Annotated in this window: 12 protein-coding genes; 7 read left to right on the forward strand and 5 right to left on the reverse strand. The window is 70.3% G+C overall.

What is annotated here, in order from left to right; translation table 11 throughout:
• Window positions 1-25 precede the first annotated feature (25 nt).
• The gene (ileS, locus tag ACQHII_RS35035; RefSeq protein WP_427923023.1) at window positions 26-3,163 is read right to left on the reverse strand and encodes an isoleucine--tRNA ligase; all 3,138 of its coding nucleotides are present in this window, start codon (window positions 3,161-3,163) and stop codon (window positions 26-28) included.
• A gap of 616 nt (window positions 3,164-3,779) precedes the next feature.
• On the opposite strand from ileS, the gene ACQHII_RS35040 reads away from it, so the two are divergent.
• From ACQHII_RS35040 to ACQHII_RS35065, 6 genes are all read left to right on the forward strand, one after another.
• On the forward strand, window positions 3,780-4,778 hold the full coding sequence (locus ACQHII_RS35040) for a TraR/DksA family transcriptional regulator (RefSeq protein WP_427923024.1): 999 nt from the start codon (window positions 3,780-3,782) through the stop codon (window positions 4,776-4,778).
• Between the two features lie 101 nt (window positions 4,779-4,879).
• Window positions 4,880-5,455: a signal peptidase II gene (gene lspA, locus ACQHII_RS35045; RefSeq protein ID WP_427923025.1), complete on the forward strand. Its 576-nt coding sequence runs from the start codon at window positions 4,880-4,882 to the stop codon at window positions 5,453-5,455.
• A 52-nt stretch (window positions 5,456-5,507) separates the two neighbouring features.
• Window positions 5,508-6,452 carry an RluA family pseudouridine synthase gene (locus ACQHII_RS35050; RefSeq protein WP_427923026.1) on the forward strand — a complete coding sequence of 315 codons (945 nt, stop codon included), beginning with the start codon at window positions 5,508-5,510 and terminating at the stop codon, window positions 6,450-6,452.
• Window positions 6,449-6,928 carry a GNAT family N-acetyltransferase gene (locus tag ACQHII_RS35055; RefSeq protein WP_427923027.1) on the forward strand — a complete coding sequence of 160 codons (480 nt, stop codon included), beginning with the start codon at window positions 6,449-6,451 and terminating at the stop codon, window positions 6,926-6,928. Before ACQHII_RS35050 ends, ACQHII_RS35055 begins: the two co-directional genes overlap by 4 nt.
• 86 nt (window positions 6,929-7,014) lie before the next feature.
• Window positions 7,015-8,601 carry a Na+/H+ antiporter gene (locus ACQHII_RS35060; RefSeq protein ID WP_427923028.1) on the forward strand — a complete coding sequence of 529 codons (1,587 nt, stop codon included), beginning with the start codon at window positions 7,015-7,017 and terminating at the stop codon, window positions 8,599-8,601.
• A 73-nt stretch (window positions 8,602-8,674) separates the two neighbouring features.
• Window positions 8,675-9,415, forward strand: a complete 741-nt coding sequence (locus ACQHII_RS35065) for an SDR family NAD(P)-dependent oxidoreductase (RefSeq protein ID WP_427923029.1) — start codon at window positions 8,675-8,677, stop codon at window positions 9,413-9,415.
• 135 nt (window positions 9,416-9,550) lie between these two features.
• Here the strand turns inward: ACQHII_RS35065 and ACQHII_RS35070 are convergent, their stop codons facing one another.
• A complete protein-coding gene (locus ACQHII_RS35070; RefSeq protein ID WP_427923030.1) occupies window positions 9,551-10,657 on the reverse strand; it encodes a mechanosensitive ion channel family protein in 1,107 nt (368 codons plus the stop codon).
• A gap of 29 nt (window positions 10,658-10,686) precedes the next feature.
• On the opposite strand from ACQHII_RS35070, the gene ACQHII_RS35075 reads away from it, so the two are divergent.
• Window positions 10,687-11,256 carry a dienelactone hydrolase family protein gene (locus ACQHII_RS35075; RefSeq protein WP_427923031.1) on the forward strand — a complete coding sequence of 190 codons (570 nt, stop codon included), beginning with the start codon at window positions 10,687-10,689 and terminating at the stop codon, window positions 11,254-11,256.
• A 6-nt stretch (window positions 11,257-11,262) separates the two neighbouring features.
• Here ACQHII_RS35075 and ACQHII_RS35080 read toward each other — a convergent pair whose 3' ends face one another.
• From ACQHII_RS35080 to ACQHII_RS35090, 3 genes are all read right to left on the reverse strand, one after another.
• Window positions 11,263-12,924, reverse strand: a complete 1,662-nt coding sequence (locus tag ACQHII_RS35080) for an alkaline phosphatase D family protein (RefSeq protein ID WP_427923032.1) — start codon at window positions 12,922-12,924, stop codon at window positions 11,263-11,265.
• 99 nt (window positions 12,925-13,023) lie between these two features.
• On the reverse strand, window positions 13,024-13,836 hold the full coding sequence (locus tag ACQHII_RS35085) for a thioredoxin domain-containing protein (protein WP_427923033.1): 813 nt from the start codon (window positions 13,834-13,836) through the stop codon (window positions 13,024-13,026).
• A 99-nt stretch (window positions 13,837-13,935) separates the two neighbouring features.
• A complete protein-coding gene (locus ACQHII_RS35090; RefSeq protein ID WP_427923034.1) occupies window positions 13,936-14,625 on the reverse strand; it encodes a hypothetical protein in 690 nt (229 codons plus the stop codon).
• Between the last annotated feature and the right edge of the window lie 57 nt (window positions 14,626-14,682).

The raw sequence follows: 14,682 nt of genomic DNA on the forward strand, positions 1-14,682 counted from the left end.
GGGCCCTTGCTCACACCAGCGGTGTCTACGCCTTACGCAGGCGGAACACCAGCGACAGCCCCTCGTCCGTGAACGGGTCGCCGTAACTGTCGTCCGCCTCGCCCTGGGCGAAGTCCGTCGCCAGCACCTCGTCGGCGATCAGCCCCGCGTGCTCGGCCAGCGCCGAGATGACCTCCGGGTCGGTCGAGGTCCAGCGCAGCGCGATCCGGTCGGCCACGTCCAGGCCGCTGTTCTTGCGGGCCTCCTGGATCAGCCGGATCGCGTCACGGGCCAGGCCCGCCTGCCGCAGCTCCTCGGTGATCTCCAGGTCGAGGGCGACCGTCGCACCCGAGTCGGAGGCCACGGACCAGCCCTCGCGCGGGGTCTCTGTGATGATCACCTCATCCGGAGCCAGCGTGATGGTCTCGCCGTCCACCTCGACGGTCGCCGTGCCCTCGCGCAGGGCGAGGGACAGGGCGGCCGCGTCGGCGTTCGCCACGGCCTTGGCCACGTCCTGGACGCGCTTGCCGAACCGCTTGCCCAGGGCGCGGAAGTTGGCCTTCGCCGTGGTGTCGACCAGCGAGCCGCCGACCTCGCTCAGCGAGGCGAGCCCCTCGACGTTCAGCTCCTCCGTGATCTGCGCGTGCAGTTCGCGGTCCAGGGCGGCGAAGCCCGTCGCCGCGATCAGCGCGCGGGACAGCGGCTGACGCGTCTTGACGCCCGACTCCGCGCGCGTGGCCCGTCCCAGCTCCACCAGGCGCCGTACGAGCACCATCTGCTTGGACAGCTCCGGGTCGATGACGGACAGGTCCGCCTCCGGCCACGAGGACAGGTGGACGGACTCCGGGGCGCCCGGGGTCACCGGGACGATCAGGTCCTGCCAGACCCGCTCGGTGATGAACGGGGTGAGCGGGGCCATCAGCTTGGTGACCGTCTCGACGACCTCGTGCAGCGTGCGCAGCGCGGCCTTGTCGCCCTGCCAGAAGCGGCGACGGGAGCGGCGGACGTACCAGTTGGAGAGGTCGTCGACGAACGCCGAGAGGAGCTTGCCTGCGCGCTGGGTGTCGTACGCCTCCAGAGCCTGCGTCACCTGGTCGGTGAGCGCGTGGAGTTCGGACAGCAGCCAGCGGTCCAGGACCGGGCGGTCGGCCGGCGCCGGGTCCGCCGCGCTCGGCGCCCAGTCGGACGTGCGCGCGTACAGGGCCTGGAAGGCGACCGTGTTCCAGTACGTCAGGAGCGTCTTGCGGACGACCTCCTGGATGGTGCCGTGGCCCACCCGGCGGGCCGCCCACGGGGAACCGCCCGCCGCCATGAACCAGCGCACCGCGTCCGCGCCGTGCTGGTCCATCAGCGGGATCGGCTGCAGGATGTTGCCCAGGTGCTTGGACATCTTGCGGCCGTCCTCGGCGAGGATGTGGCCGAGGCACACCACGTTCTCGTACGACGACTTGTCGAAGACCAGGGTGCCGATCGCCATCAGCGTGTAGAACCAGCCGCGGGTCTGGTCGATCGCCTCGGAGATGAACTGCGCCGGGTAGCGGGACTCGAACATCTCCTTGTTCTTGTACGGGTAGCCCCACTGCGCGAACGGCATCGAACCCGAGTCGTACCAGGCGTCGATGACCTCCGGCACGCGCGTGGCGCTCTCGCCGCACTGGGGGCAGGCGAAGGTGACCGCGTCGATGAACGGGCGGTGCGGGTCGAGGTTCGACTGGTCGGTGCCGGTCAGCTCGGTCAGCTCGGCGCGGGAGCCGACGACGGTGAGGTGGTCGTCCGCGCAGCGCCAGATCGGCAGCGGGGTGCCCCAGTAGCGGCTGCGGGACAGCGCCCAGTCGATGTTGTTGTTCAGCCAGTCGCCGTACCGGCCGTGCTTGACGGTGTCCGGGAACCAGTTGGTGTTCTCGTTCTCCTGGAGGAGACGGTCCTTGACGGCCGTGGTGCGGATGTACCAGGAGGGCTGCGCGTAGTACAGGAGCGCGGTGTGGCAGCGCCAGCAGTGCGGGTAACTGTGCTCGTACGGCACGTGCTTGAAGAGCAGGCCGCGGTCCTTGAGGTCCTCGGTGAGCTTTTCGTCGGCCTTCTTGAAGAAGACACCGCCCACCAGCGGGACGTCCTCGGCGAAGGTGCCGTTGGGGCGGACCGGGTTCACGACCGGCAGGCCGTACGCGCGGCAGACCTTGAGGTCGTCCTCGCCGAAGGCGGGGGACTGGTGGACCAGACCCGTGCCGTCCTCGGTCGTCACGTACTCCGCGTTCACCACGTAGTGGGCCGGCTCCGGGAACTCCACGAGCTCGAACGGACGTTGATACGTCCAGCGCTCCATCTCGGCGCCGGTGAAGGTCTCGCCGGTGGTCTCCCAGCCCTCGCCGAGGGCCTTGGCGAGCAGCGGCTCGGCGACGACGAGCTGCTCCTCGCCGTTCGTCGCCACGACGTAGGTGACCTCGGGATGGGCGGCGACGGCGGTGTTGGACACCAGCGTCCAGGGCGTCGTCGTCCACACCAGGAGCGCGGCACGACCGGCCAGCGGACCGGAGGTGAGCGGGAAACGGACGTACACGGAGGGGTCGACGACGGTCTCGTAGCCCTGCGCCAGCTCGTGGTCCGAGAGACCGGTCTGGTCGCGCGGGCACCAGGGGGCGACGCGGTAGTCCTGGACCAGCAGGCCCTTGTTGAAGATCTCCTTGAGCGACCACCAGACCGACTCGATGTACTCGGGGTCCATGGTCCGGTACGCGTCGTCCAGGTCGACCCAGTACCCCATGCGGGTCGTCAGCTCGGTGAAGGCGTCGGTGTGCCGGGTCACGGACTCGCGGCACTTGTCGTTGAACTCGGCGATGCCGTACGCCTCGATGTCCTGCTTGTCGGTGAAGCCGAGCTCCTTCTCGACCGCGAGCTCCACCGGGAGGCCGTGGCAGTCCCAGCCGGCCTTGCGGCCCACGTGGTAGCCGCGCATGGTCCGGAAGCGGGGGAAGACGTCCTTGAAGACGCGTGCCTCGATGTGGTGGGCGCCCGGCATGCCGTTGGCCGTGGGCGGGCCCTCGTAGAACACCCACTCGGGGCGACCCTCGGACTGGTCCAGGGTCTTGGCGAAGATCTTCTGCTCGCGCCAGAAGTCGAGCACGGCGTGCTCCAGCGCGGGCAGGTCGACCTGGGCGGGCACCTGGCGGTACGTCGGCGTTGTCATCAGCGAGCTTCCTCCGGCGGACTTTCTGCCTTCCGTCCGGAGGGACGAGAGCTACGAATTTCCGTACGCCGTGTGCGGCGCGCTCCCGCGGTACCACCCTCCTTGGCTCCCCGGTGCACCCTGCGCACCAATGAGCCCCCTCATTGGGGTCGCGATACCGGGTCTACTCGCCGCGGCCGGTCGGCTGCGGCTTTCTTCCGGCGGCTCCGGGGTGATCTTCACGTCGCGCTCGCCCCCGGGCTTCCACCGTCCCCGGGTCGCTCTGGGCTGCGTACGCCGCTACTCGTCCCCATCCACGCTTCTCGCTCCGCCCAGTGTACGGGCCCGCGCCGACAGCGGCCGACCGGTTTTGCGGGGGCCTCGGCGGGTGTTTCGCGCGGGAGCTTCCCGGCCTCCCGTCTGACTCGAATGGCGCTGAACGCGCGTTCGGTTTTCGGGCCGCCGGGCTCGGCGGATTACCCGGCGGGGAGCTGGGCACAACGCTTGAAGGCTTGCCGCGCGGGGCCGGAAGGGTGGACGAATCGGGCGGCGTGCCCCGTTGCCGCGGGACTCAAGTCGATTTATCGTCCCAGCACGATTCGCGTGCGTGATCACAAAATGTGAAGGGGCCGCGGCCATGGTGGCGAAGAAGACCGCAACGAAGAAGACCGCGGCGAAGAAGGCGGTCGCTACGAAGGCGGCTTCTTCGGAGAAGGCGACCGGTGTGAAGAGGACGACCGGTGCGAAGAAGACGACCGGTTCGAGGGCGACGACCGGCTCGGAGAAAGCGACCGGCTCGGGAAGAGCGACCGGTTCCGAGAAGGTGACCGGTTCGAAGAAGACGACGGTGAAGAGAACGGCCGCGAAGGCGACGGCCGCCGACGCGAAGAAGACGGCTGTGAAGAAAGCGGCCGTGAAGAAGACGGCAGCCCCGAAGGCGGCCGTCGCTCTGGACGACTCCCCGAAGGGGACCGCCACGAGGACGGCCGCGAAGTCGACCGCGAAGTCGACCACTACGAAGAAGCCGGCCGTGAAGCCGACCACCAGGTCGACGGCGACCGCCAGGACGACGAACAGCGCGAAGCGCACGAAGAGTGCGGCCAAGAAGGCAACGGCGGGCGCGGCGCGGGCCGCGGAGCAGACGGGAGCCACGACGGTGGTTGCGAAGAAGACTCCTGGCACGGCCACGGCGGCGAAGACACCGGTTCCGAAGGCGCGGCTCGCTGCGGCGGCGGGGCCGGGCGAGCTTGCGGTCCGCCCGGGCGAGGACCCCTGGACGCCGCAGGAGGTCGAGGAGGCCCGCACCGAGCTGCAGGCCGACGCCGAGCGGCTGAGCGAGGAGATCACGTCCACCGAGCGGGCCCTGGCCGGTCTGATGCGGGACTCCGGGGACGGCGCAGGCGACGACCAGGCCGACACCGGCACCAAGAACATCACGCGCGAGAGCGAGATGGCGCTCGCCGCCAACGCGCGCGAGATGCTCATCCAGACCGAGCGCGCCCTCGGGAAGCTGGACGCCGGCACCTACGGCCTCTGCGAGAACTGCGGGAACCCGATCGGCAAGGCGCGCATGCAGGCCTTCCCGCGGGCCACCCTGTGCGTCGAGTGCAAGCAGAAGCAGGAACGCCGGTACTGAGTGCCAGGACCAGGCGCCGGTACTGAACGCCGGTACAGAGGGTGCCGAGAGGTGTGCCGTACCCTCTTCCTCAGTCAGGTACCTAGGTTCGAGGGACTCACGTGGCAGAGGCGGAGCGCATCATCGGTACGCCGGATACCCCAGAGGCGGCGGGGGCCGAGCCGGAGCGGGGTGAGACCGCGCGCCCCAGGGGCAAGCGCCGGATCGCCGTGCTGTTCGTGGTGGCCGCGTTCGCGTACACCCTCGACCTGGTGAGCAAGCTGCTCGTGGTGGCCAAGCTGGAGCACCACGCGCCGATCGAGGTCTTCGGGGACTGGCTGGAGTTCCACGCGATCCGCAACCCCGGGGCCGCCTTCGGGTTCGGCGCGGCCTTCACGGTCATCTTCACGATGATCGCCGCCGCCGTGATCGTGGTGATCGCCCGGCTGGCCCGCAAGCTCTACAGCCTGCCCTGGGCGATCGCGCTCGGGCTGCTGCTGGGCGGCGCGCTCGGCAACCTCACGGACCGGATCTTCCGCTCGCCCGGCATCTTCCAGGGCGAGGTCGTCGACTTCATCGCGCCCAAGGGCTTCGCCGTCTTCAACCTCGCCGACTCGGCGATCGTGTGCGGCGGCATCCTGATCGTGCTGCTGTCGTTCCGGGGTCTGGACCCCGACGGCACCGTCCACAAGGACTGACCGCACCGGCTCGCGTAAGGCGGTGTCGGACCCGTCCGGCATACTCGACCGGGTGAGCACAGTTCCCGAGATCCGAAACCTGCCCGTGCCCGACGGCCTGGAGGGCGAGCGTGTCGACGCCGCCATCTCCCGCATGTTCGGCTTCTCCCGTACGAAGGCCGCCGAGCTGGCCTCGGCGGGGAAGGTCACGGTCGACGGCTCGGTGGTCGGGAAGTCCGAGCGCGTGCACGGCGGGGCCTGGCTGGAGGTCGAGATGCCGCAGGCGCCCGCGCCCGTGCAGATCGTCGCCGAGCCGGTCGAGGGCATGGAGATCGTCTACGACGACGACGACGTGATCGTGATCGTCAAGCCGGTCGGCGTCGCCGCCCACCCCAGCCCCGGCTGGACCGGTACGACCGTCATCGGCGGCCTGGCCGCCGCCGGGTACCGCATCTCCACCTCCGGTGCCGCCGAGCGCCAGGGCATCGTGCACCGCCTCGACGTCGGCACCTCCGGCCTGATGGTGGTCGCCAAGTCGGAGCGGGCGTACACCTCGCTGAAGCGCCAGTTCAAGGAGCGCACGGTCGACAAGCGCTACCACACGCTGGTCCAGGGCCACCCGGATCCGACGAGCGGCACCATCGACGCCCCCATCGGCCGCCACCCGAACCACGACTACAAGTGGGCGGTCACCGCCGAGGGCAAGCCGTCGGTCACGCACTACGACCTCATCGAGGCGTTCCGCGCGGCCTCCCTGCTCGATGTGAAGCTGGAGACCGGCCGCACCCACCAGATCCGCGTGCACATGGCAGCCCACCGGCACCCGTGCGTGGGCGACCTGACGTACGGCGCCGACCCGACGCTCGCCAAGCGGCTGCGTCTGACCCGCCAGTGGCTGCACGCCGTCCGGCTCGGCTTCGAGCACCCGGCCGACGGCCAGTGGGTGGAGTTCGCGAGCGAGTACCCGGACGACCTCCAGCAGGCCCTGGACCTGGTGCGCGAGGAGACGTACGCATGAGTCGGACGTCCTACGCGGTGCGCGTCGCCGAGGACCCGGCCGACCGTGAGGCCTGTTCCGCGGTGCGCAAGGAGGTCTTCGTCGTCGAGCAGGGCGTGCCCCAGGAGCTTGAGTACGACGAGTACGACGCCGTGGCGACGCATGTGCTCGCCGTGCGTGAGGACGGGCTGCCGCTGGGCACCGGGCGGCTGCTGTACGGCGAGGCGGCTGCCGCGAAGACCGACGGGGATCTCACCGTGGGCTCCCTGGGGCGGCTGGCCGTCACCAAGGAGGCGCGGGGGCTCGGGGTCGGGGTCGCGCTGGTGCGGGCCATCGAGGACGCGGCACGCGCGCGTGGGCTGGCCGCGGTCGACCTGCACGCCCAGACGCACGCGCTGGGGTTCTACGAACGGCTCGGCTACGAGGCGTACGGCCCGGAGTTCCCGGACGCCGGGATACCGCACCGGGCGATGCGGCGCTCACTTCACCAGCCGTAGGGCGTCGAAAAGGCTGGTCCGGCGGGTGGCGTGGCAGGCTGGGGCGTCCGCTGTGTGAACGTCGAGATCCCGCCGGAGCCCTGACCGTGGATCAATTGGCCCTGCTTTTCGTCCTGTTGCTCGGGGCCGTGGTGAGCGTCCCGCTGGGGGACCGGTTCGGTCTGCCGGCGCCGGTGCTCATGACGCTCCTCGGGATGGCCCTCGCGGTGGCCGACTTCGTGCCGAACGTGAACGTCCCGCCCGAGCTGATCCTGCCCCTGCTGCTGCCACCGCTGCTGTACGCGGCCGTACGGCGCACCTCCTGGCGGCAGTTCACCGCCAACATCCGGCCCATCTTCCTGCTCGCCGTCGCGCTCGTCTTCGTCACCACCCTCGCCGTGGCCTTCGTCGCGAGCGCGATCGTGCCCGGGCTGCCGATCGCCGCCGCCGTGGCGCTCGGCGCGCTGGTGGCGCCGCCCGACCCGGTCGCCGCGACCGCCGTCGCGGGCCAACTCGGGCTGCCGCGGCGGCTGGTGTCGATCCTGGAGGGCGAGGGCCTCTTCAACGACGTCACGGCCATCGTGCTGTACCACGTGGCGATCGCCGCGGCCGTGAGCGGATCGTTCAACCCCTGGCGCGCGGGGCTCGACTTCGTGCTGTCCGCCGTCGTCGCCGTGGCGATCGGACTGGCCCTGGGCTGGGCCGCGAACAAACTGATGTCGGTCCTGGACGACGCCACCCTGCAGATCGGGCTGACCCTCCTGGTGCCGTACGCCTCGTACGTCCTCGCCGACGAACTGCACGGCTCCGGTGTGCTCGCCGTACTCACCACCGCGCTGTTCCTCGCCGAGTACTCGCTCGGCGCCGACGACGTGCTGACCCGGCTCGCCGGGGCGACCGTGTGGGACGTGGTGGACACACTGGTCACAGGGGTCGCGTTCGGGCTCATCGGGCTGGAGCTGCACAACGCGATCCGTACGGCGTCCGGGCGGTGGGGCGAGATGCTCGGCTGGGCCGCCGCGATCGTCGGCGTCGTCGTGGTCGTACGGCTGGCGTGGCTGCTGCCGGCGACCTGGCTGACCAAACGGCTGCACGCCAAGCGGGACTACGACGAGGAGATCCCGACGTCCTGGCGGGAGACCGTGATCATGTGGTGGTCGGGGATGCGCGGGGTGGCGTCGGTCGCGCTGGCGCTGGCGATTCCGCTGACCATGGACGACGGGTCGGCGTTCCCCGACCGGGACGAGATCGTGTTCATCGCGTTCGGCGTGATCATGGCGACGCTGGTGTTGCAGGGGCTCACGTTGCCGTGGCTGGTGAAGCGGCTCGGGGTGCGGGCCGATGCCGACAGCGAGAAGGCCTTCGAGAAGGAGCTCGCGGTGCGGGCGGCGAAGGCCGCGAAGCGGCGGCTGCGGGAGATCGAGGACGTGGAGGAGTTGCCGGAGGAGGTGTCCGAGCAACTGCTGCGGCGGGCGTTCGACATCGGGGTGCGGATCTCTCCCGAGGTGGGGGACGGGGAGCGGCGGGAGGCGTACGAGAAGCGGGTGCAGCGGGTGAAACGGATGCGGCGGATCCAGTCGGAGATGATGAGCGCGGCGCGGCACGAGGTGCTGGCGGCGCGGAGCGAGCCGGGGGCGGATCCGGAGATCGTGGACCGGGTGCTTCGGCATCTTGACGTGCGCAGCCTGCGCTGAGTCCCTTGTACCGACATGGCAGTCGTGTAAACGCGCGAGAGGGCCACCCGGTTTCCTTTGTACGCTCGTGTTCATGGCTCGTAACGTCGTAATCAGTGGTGGTGGTACGGGAATTGGGCTCGCCGCGGCGCATGCCTTCGTGGCCGGTGGGGATCGGGTGTTGCTGCTCGGGCGGCGGCGTGAGGTGCTGGAGAAGGCCGGGGTGCCCGGGGCGCTGACGTATGCCGGGGATCTGAGTGAGCCCGAAGTGGTGCGCGGGGTCGCGCGGTTCGTCGCCGAGGAGTTCGGCACGGTGGATGTGCTGGTGCACAGCGCGGGTGGCAACGGGACGTTGGAACCCGGGAGCGGCAGCGGCGACGCGCTGGACGCCGTCGCGCACGACTGGACCGTCAACTTCCGCATCAACACCCTGAGCGCCGCGCTGCTGACCGAGGCCCTGAAGGCGCGGCTCGCGGAGCCGGGCGGGCGGGTGCTGTTCGTCAGTTCCATCGCCGCGTACCGGGGGTCGGGGAGTGGGGCGTACGGCGCGGCCAAGGCCGCGTTGCACCCGTACGCCCATGATCTGGCCCGGGATCTCGGGCCGCGCGGCATCACCGTGAACGTGGTCGCGCCCGGGTACATCGAGGACACGGAGTTCTTCGGGCCGGAGATCGCGGAGGCCCGGCGCGAGCGGATGATCCGCGACACGTCGACCGGGCGGGCCGGTACGCCCGGGGATGTCGCCGGGACGCTGCACTGGCTCGCCTCGCCGGCGGCGGGGCATGTCACCTCGCAGGTGATTCAGGTCAACGGTGGGGCTGAGCGGGGGCGTTGAGGGGAGTGCCGGACAGGTAGTTGGTTGGCCGCGGCGCCGTCTCGGCTGGGCGCGCAGTTCCCCGCGCCCCTAAAAGACCGGGCGTCGCCGCCGAAGCCGGCTTGAGCAGAAACCGCGCGACCAGCCCCCGATCCGTCACCCGCGCCCGGCCCCCGGCGGCTCATGAGCCGCCCGCCCCGCCCCGCCGTTGGGTGACGTGTCCTCGCCCGGTACCGGTGCCGCGTCCGCCGTGTTGACGCGGGGGAGGGCGTACGGGTGTTCCGCGTACAGCCAGCGGATCATCTGTTCGCGGACCGTGACCCGTACCGTCCAGATGTCGTCGGCGTCCTTGGCCGTGACCAGGGCGCGTACCTCCATGGTGTTGGGGGTGGTGTCGGTGACGACCAGGCCGTACTTGCGGCCGTCCCAGGCGGGGCAGGCGCGGAGGATCTCGCGGAGCTGTTCGCGCATCGCGTCGACGGGGGCCGAGTGGTCGACCTGGAAGTAGACGATGCCGGTCATCTGCGGGGTGCCGCGCGACCAGTTCTCGAACGGCTTGGACGTGAAGTACGACACCGGCATGGTGATCCGGCGTTCGTCCCAGGTCCGTACCGTGAGGAAGGTCAGGGTGATCTCCTCGATCGTGCCCCACTCGCCGTCCACGACGACGGTGTCGCCGATGCGGACCATGTCGCCGAAGGCGATCTGGAGCCCGGCGAAGAGGTTGGCGAGCGTGGACTGCGCGGCGACACCGGCGACGATGCCGAGGACGCCCGCCGAGGCCAGCAGCGAGGCGCCGGCCGCGCGCATCGCGGGGAAGGTGAGCAGCATCGCGGCCACCGCCACCACACCCACGATCGCGGCCACCACCCGCGTGATCAGCGTCACCTGGGTCCGCACCCGGCGGACCCGGGCCGCGTCGCGGGAGGCGCGGGCGTAGCGCGCGTACGACGACTCCACGACCGCCGCCGCGACCCTGATCATCAGCCAGGCCGTGGCGCCGATCAGCACCAGGGTCAGGGTCTGGCCGATGCCGATCCGGTGTTCCTCAAGGAGCTGCGCCTGGTCGTAGGAGCCTCTGAGGAAGGCCGCGCAGAGCAGTAGTTGGTAGGGGACGCGGCCTCGGCGCAGCAGGCCCCACAGGGTGGTGTCGTCGTGGCGGGCGTCCGCCTTGCGCAGCAGCAGGTCGGTGATCCAGCCGATGAGCAGCGTGAGGACCACGGAACCGCCGATGACGATCAGCGGGCGCAGCACGTTCTCCATGTGTCCGACCGTACTGGCACGATGGCTTCATGAACATCATGCTCTTCCACTCGACGTACGGACTCCGGCCGGCGGTCCGCGAGGCCGCCGACAGGCTGCGCGCCGCGGGCCACGAGGTGTGGACGCCGGACCTCTTCGAGGGGCATACGTTCGAGACGGTCGAGGAGGGCATGGCCTTCAACGACGGGATCGGCAAGGACGAGCTGCTGAAGCGGGCCGTGCTGGCCGCCGCTCCCTACTCGGAGCGCGGGCTCGTCTACGCCGGGTTCTCGCTCGGCGCCTCCGTCGCCCAGACCCTCGCCCTCGGCGACGAGAAGGCCCGCGGGCTGCTGCTTCTGCACGGCACCTCGGACATCGCGGTCAACGCTTCCGTCGACGACCTCCCGGTCCAGCTGCATGTCGCCGAGCCGGACCAGTTCGAGACCGACGACTGGCTCAGCTCCTGGTATCTCCAGATGGGCAGAGCGGGTGCGGATGTGGAGATCTACCGGTACGCCGGAGCCGGTCACCTGTACACCGACCCCGGCCTCCCGGACTACGACGAGGAGGCCGCCGAGGCCACCTGGCGGGTGGCCTCCGGCTTCCTGGAGACCCTCTGAAAAGACCTAGACCGGGTCGTACGTCCGCTCGACCTTCTGTGTGCCGCTGCGCGTGCGGTACGACCGCTCCCAGGACGAGGTCGCGGTGGCCGAGGTGCGGTCGGACAGGACGTAGTAGTCCATCTGCGCGCGGTCGGCTGTGATGTCGAGGACGCCGTAGCCGTGGCGGTCCGTGTCGACCCAGTGGACGTGCCGGTTGGCGAGCTGGATGAGCGGGGCGGCGAGCGCGGAGACCGTGCCCTCGGGCACCTTCACTATGTCGTCGAGGTTGTCGGAGGTCACCGAGGTGATCACGAACTCCGTCGCCGCGGACGCCGAGAGCGGGTAGGTGCCGGCGTCCACCGGTACGTCGTTGGCCCACGACATGTGGATGTCGCCGGTGAGGAAGACCGTGTTGCCGATCGCGTTCGAGCGCAGATGGGCGAGGAGTTCACGGCGGTCGTCGGTGTAGCCGTCCCACTGGTCGGTGTTGACGCCGATGCCGTCCTGCGGCAGGTCCAGCAGCTTGGCGAGCGGTTTGAGCAGGTCGGCCGTGAGCGAGCCGATGACGAACGGCGCGATCATCACCGAGTTGCCGACCAGCCGCCACTTGGTGTCCGACGCCTTCAACCCGGCCTTCAACCAGTCGAGTTGGGCGCGGCCCGTGATCGTACGGTCCGGGTCGTCGACCGCACCGCTGCCCGAACTCGCCTGCTGCGAACGGAAGGAGCGCAGGTCGAGGAGGGAGAGGTCGGCCAGTTTGCCGAAGCGCAGGCGGCGGTAGGTGGTGCCCGCGATGGCCGGGCGGACCGGCATCCACTCGAAGTACGCCTGTTTCGCGGCTGCTTGGCGCGCCGTCCAGGTGCCCTCGGCGCCCTCGGTGTGGTTGACCGCGCCGCCCGACCAGGCGTTGTCCGCGAACTCGTGGTCGTCCCAGATCGCGATGACCGGCGCCTTCAGGTGCAGTGCCTGGAGGTCGGGGTCGGTCTTGTACCTGCCGTGCCGGGTGCGGTAGTCGGCGAGCGTGATGATCTCGTTCAGCGGCGCGTGCGGCCGGACGACCGTGCCGCGCGCCGCGTACTCGCCGGACTTGTACTCGTAGATGTAGTCGCCCAGGTGCAGCCAGGCGTCGAGGTCGTTCCTGGCCGCGAGATGGCGGTACGACGAGAAATAGCCCGCCTCCCAGTTGGCGCAGGTGACGACGCCGAAGCGGAGGCCGGTCACGTTGGCGTCGGTCGCCGGCGCGGTGCGGGTGCGCGCCGCCGGGGAGTCGGTGCCGCCGGCCGAGAAGCGGAAGAAGTAGTCGGTGGCCGGGGCCAGGCCGCGGATGTCGGCCTTGACGGTGTGGTCGGAGGCGGCGGTCGCGGTGAGCGAGCCCCTGGAGACGATGTTCGTGAACGCCTTGTCGGTGGCGACGGTCCAGCTCACCTCGGTGTCCGGGCCGAGCCCAGAACCGGGGACCGCCTCGCTCGTGGGCGTCACCCGGGTCCACAGCAGGACGCCGTCCGGGAGCGGGTCCCCGGAGGCGACCCCGTGCAGGAAGGCGGGCGCCTCGGTCGCGGCCCCCGCGGGCAGCGCGGCGACGAGCGGGCCGGCCAGCACGGCGGTGGCGGCAGCGGCCTTGACGACCGTACGGCGGCGCGGGAAGGGCGAGTTGGCGCCCTCGGTTGCTCTGTATCGACTGGTCACGAGCGAACAGGTTACTGACCGGTATTAACAACAGCGGGCGAACTCGTAAAAGTTCGCCCGCTGTTGTACCGCGCGTCTCGTAAAGGGGTGCCGGCCGGCTCAGGCCTTGAGGGCCGCCGTGATCGCCGTGTTGAAGTCGGCCACCGTCATCGGCGCGTTCGTGCCGTCCGAACCGGTCAGCGTCTTGCCGTCCATCTTCAGGGTCGGGGTGCCGGTGACCCCGCTCTTGTCGAAGGTGGCGGACATGTCCAGCGCCCACTTGTCGTAGGTGCCGTCCTTCACGGCCTTCTGGAAGGCCGCGTTGTTCTTCAGGGCGGGGACCGTGTTCGCGACCTTGATCAGGTACGAGTCGTCCTTGAACTTGTCGGTCGTCTCGTCCGGGTGGTACTTCGTCGAGTAGAGCGCGGTCTTGTACTCCAGGAACGCCTCGGGGCTGACGTTCAGCGCGGCGCCCATGGCGCTCAGCGCGTTCTTGGAGCCCTCGCCGTTGTCCTTGTTGTCGATGAACGTGGCGCCGACGTACTGGATCTTGAACTTGCCGGCGTCCCAGTCGCTCTTCACGGTCGAGCCGACGGTCTGCTCGAACTGGGCGCAGATCGGGCAGCGCGGGTCCTCGTACATGACGAGGGTCTTCTTGGCGGTGCTCTTGCCGAGGACGACGGTCGTGCCGTTGGTGCCGGTGGTGTTGGCCGGCTTGACGAGCTTGTCGTCCTTCGCCGCCTCCCAGTAGCCGGGCTTGTTGCCCTGCACGACCGCGTAGCCGATGCCGCCGGCTATCGCGAGGACGCCGACGACCGAACCGGCGACTATCAGCTGCCGCCTGACCTTCGCGCGCTTGGCCTCGCGCTCGCGCTCGGCGCGCAGCCGCTCACGGGCCGCCGTCTTCGCCGCCGCGCTGTTCCGCTTGCTCATGGTGGTGATCTCCATCAGGGACGCGCACAGGGTGTGCGCGGAATACGTATGGGGGGACTACACAGGGGTGCTCGTGGTGCTCGGTGCGTGCGGTGTCGTTCAGACCGCGAGAAGGAGCGAGCACGGCGGTCCACGCCGTCCCAGGGAGTGCACCAGCAGCCGCTCACGGGCGCCGGCGCCGCGGTGCGTGGTGCGCGGCAGCCGGCCGACCAGCAGGGTGCGCCGGCCCGTCATCGCGGTCACGGCGAGCAGCAGCGGCCGGAAGCCCACCGCCGTCGCCGCGCGCAGCAGTTCGGTCAGCGCGCGCTCGCCGCGGCGCAGATACGCGGCGGCCAGCAGCCCGATGCCGATGTGCGCGCCGAGCAGCAGCCAGGCGGCGGTGGCGTCGGTGTGCGCGAGCAGCGCCGCCGCCTGCTGGGGGTTGTCGGTCATCCGGGCCAGCGGGGTGCCCACGCTGCCGCCGCTGCACAGTACGTCCAGGCCGACCGCGCGCAGCGGTCCGGCGACCGGGCCGCCCGCCCTGCCGTAGCAGGCGTGCTGGCCGGTGGTGAAGACCGTGTCGGCGGCCAGTTCGAGCGGGATCAGCAGGGCGGCGATCCGGCCGAAGCCGCGCTCGCGGCCCGCCAGCGCGTACGCGAGGACGAACACGGTGGCCGCGATCGCGGCCACCGTGCCGAACGGAAGGGGAACCCGGGACAGCAGCACGTGCGACGCGGTGCTGAGCGTCACGACCAGTGCCGTGAACAGCGCCGCGCGTACGGCCCTGAGCTGGATCCCGGATATGTCCATAGCGGAGTGAGTGTGTCATGCGCTCCGGTAAGGGACCCTTAAAGGGTTCCTGTGAGC

The sequence above is a fragment of the Streptomyces sp. cg40 genome, assembly GCF_050320165.1.
Classification (GTDB): Bacteria; Actinomycetota; Actinomycetes; order Streptomycetales; family Streptomycetaceae; genus Streptomyces; species Streptomyces hokutonensis.